This window comes from Ensifer sp. Root423 (assembly GCF_001426275.1).
Taxonomy (GTDB): domain Bacteria; phylum Pseudomonadota; class Alphaproteobacteria; order Rhizobiales; family Rhizobiaceae; genus Ensifer; species Ensifer adhaerens.
In genome coordinates this window covers 1-2,882 of record NZ_LMEG01000004.1, presented here as the reverse complement: position 1 = coordinate 2,882, position 2,882 = coordinate 1, and the positions used below count along the sequence as shown (strand labels likewise).

Genomic DNA, 2,882 nt, shown 5'->3' with positions numbered 1-2,882 from the left:
ATCGTSCGCGAGATCGGTGGGCAGGCGATTGCCGTCGAGGCCCCCGAAGAAGAACTGACTGGCTGCAACACGCGCGCCGAGCTCGCCTTCATCGAGCGGCTTTGGCAGCAGCGCCGCCGCCACGAGCTGATGTTGTCGGGCGTATCGATGATCGCGCCGGAAACCGTGTTTCTCGCCTGGGATACCGCGCTGGAGCAGGATGTCCTGGTCGAGCCGAATGTTGTCTTCGGCCCGGGCGTGCGCGTCGAGAGCGGCGCGATCATTCATGCCTTCTCGCATGTCGAGGGTGCGACGGTGCGCGCCGGCGCGACGGTCGGTCCGTACGCACGCCTGCGCCCGGGTGCCGATCTCGGCGAAAACTCCAAGGTCGGCAATTTCTGCGAGGTCAAGAAGGCTGAGATCGGCGCCGGCGCCAAGGTCAATCACCTGACNCGCCCGGGTGCCGATCTCGGCGAAAACTCCAAGGTCGGCAATTTCTGCGAGGTCAAGAAGGCTGAGATCGGCGCCGGCGCCAAGGTCAATCACCTGACCTATATCGGCGATGCCTTCGTCGGCGCAGGCACCAACATCGGCGCCGGCACGATCACCTGCAATTACGACGGTGTGAACAAGCACGAGACGCGGATCGGCGAAAATGCCTTTATCGGCTCGAACTCGTCTCTGGTTGCGCCGGTGACGATCGGYRACGGCGCCCTGGTCGCCTCCGGCAGCGTCATCACCGAGGATGTGCCGGCCGACGCCGTCGCCTTTGGCCGCGCGCGCCAGGAGATCAAGCCCGGCCGGGCGCGGCTGCTGCGCGAGCGGTACGAGGCGGTGAAGGCGGCCAAGAAGGCGGCGAAGGCTRCCGGTTAGGCCCGCGGTGCCCGCGTGTCCGCGGGTTCGCCTCGGATTTGCTGCATGTCGCTTGATTCCGCTAGGATTCGCGGGAACATGCGGCGTTAAACATTGAAATCGAAAGTGAAATCGGGGCGGATTGCCTCGACCGGCAAATGCTTTACCAAGACAGCGCGCCGGGCGGCATTTCCGCCCTCGTTGAACAGGGGCGCCGATCGCGGCGCGGGGACGAATTCGGAGACGACTATGNCGCGGGAACATGCGGCGTTAAACATTGAAATCGAAAGTGAAATCGGGGCGGATTGCCTCGACCTGCAAATGCTTTACCAAGACAGCGCGCCGGGCGGCATTTCCGCCCTCGTTGAACAGGGGCGCCGATCGCGGCGCGGGGACGAATTCGGAGACGACTATGTGCGGTATTGTAGGCATCGTTGGCAACCAGCCGGTATCGGAACGACTGGTCGATGCGCTGAAGCGCTTGGAATACCGCGGYTATGATTCCGCCGGTGTCGCCACCGTCATTGGCGGCAAGCTGGAGCGSCGGCGCGCCGAGGGCAAGCTCGTCAATCTGGAGATCAGGCTGCGCGAAGAGCCGCTCGCCGGCACGATCGGCATTGCCCACACGCGCTGGGCAACCCATGGCGCGCCGACCGAACGCAACGCCCACCCGCATTTCACCGACGGGGTCGCCGTCGTCCACAACGGCATCATTGAGAACTTCGCCGAGCTGAAGGACGAACTGATCGCCAGTGGCGCAAAGTTCGAGACSGACACCGACACCGAGGTYGTGGCCCATCTGCTCTCCAAGTTCCGYCGCGARGGCCTCGGCCGGCGCGAAGCCATGCACGCGATGCTGAAGCGCGTCACCGGTGCCTATGCRCTGGCGGTGCTCTTCCAGGACGATCCTTCGACGATCATGGCGGCGCGTAACGGCCCGCCGCTTGCGATCGGTCACGGCCGCGGCGAAATGTTCCTCGGCTCCGACGCGATCGCGCTTGCGCCCTTCACCAACGAGATCACCTATCTGATCGATGGCGACTGGGCGGTGATCGGGGCGAACGGCGTGCATATCTTCGAYCTCGACGGYAACGTCGTCGACCGGCCGAAGCAGCTGTCTACGGCCGCCGCCTACATGATCGACAAGGGCAACCACCGGCACTTCATGGARAAGGAGATCTAYGAGCAGCCGGAGGTGATCGCGCACGCGCTCAGCCACTACATCGATTTTGCCGGCAACCGCATCAAGGCGCTCTCAGGCACGATCGATTTCGCCRAGRTTCCGAGCCTTGCGATTTCCGCCTGCGGCACCGCCTATCTCGCWGGCCTCGTCGGCAAGTACTGGTTTGAGCGTTACGCGCGCCTGCCGGTGGAAATCGAYGTCGCGTCCGAGTTCCGCTACCGCGAGATCCCGCTGCCTTCCGAGGCGGCCGCGTTGTTCATCTCTCAATCCGGCGAAACCGCTGATACGCTGGCGTCGCTGCGCTATTGCAAGGAACTTGGCCTGAAGATCGGTGCCGTGGTCAACACGCGTGAATCGACCATCGCGCGTGAATCCGATGCGGTCTTTCCGATCCTTGCCGGCCCGGAAATCGGTGTCGCCTCGACCAAGGCCTTCACCTGCCAGCTCGCAGTGCTGGCGTCGCTCGCGATCGGCNGATGCGGTCTTTCCGATCCTTGCCGGCCCGGAAATCGGTGTCGCCTCGACCAAGGCCTTCACCTGCCAGCTCGCAGTGCTGGCGTCGCTCGCGATCGGTGCCGGTCGCGCCCGCGGCACGGTGAGTGCTGAGGAAGAGCAGGTCTTGGTTCGCTATCTCGCGGAAATGCCGCGCATCATGGGGCAGGTGCTGAACGCCGTTCAGCCGAAGATCGAGCTTCTTTCGCGCGAGCTGTCGAAGTGCCGCGACGTTCTCTACCTCGGCCGCGGCACCAGCTTCCCGCTGGCGATGGAGGGGGCGCTCAAGCTCAAGGAGATCTCCTATATCCATGCGGAAGGTTATGCCGCCGGCGAACTGAAGCATGGACCGATCGCGCTGATTGACGAGAACATG

The 2,882-nt window shown here is 64.1% G+C and carries 2 protein-coding genes and 2 pseudogenes; all 4 read left to right on the top strand.

Annotation, left to right across the window (positions count from 1 at the left end):
* Window positions 1-431: pseudogene (glmU, locus tag ASD01_RS36530) on the top strand (bifunctional UDP-N-acetylglucosamine diphosphorylase/glucosamine-1-phosphate N-acetyltransferase GlmU); the annotation flags it as partial.
* Between the two features lies 1 nt (window position 432).
* Window positions 433-852: DapH/DapD/GlmU-related protein (locus ASD01_RS36525; RefSeq protein ID WP_280138773.1), on the top strand; the 420-nt coding region annotated here is incomplete at its 5' end.
* A gap of 391 nt (window positions 853-1,243) precedes the next feature.
* Window positions 1,244-2,488 (top strand): annotated as a pseudogene (glmS, locus tag ASD01_RS06765) (glutamine--fructose-6-phosphate transaminase (isomerizing)); the annotation flags it as partial.
* 1 nt (window position 2,489) lies between these two features.
* A partial coding sequence (locus tag ASD01_RS36520; protein WP_244495202.1) for an SIS domain-containing protein occupies window positions 2,490-2,882 on the top strand: 393 nt, incomplete at both ends.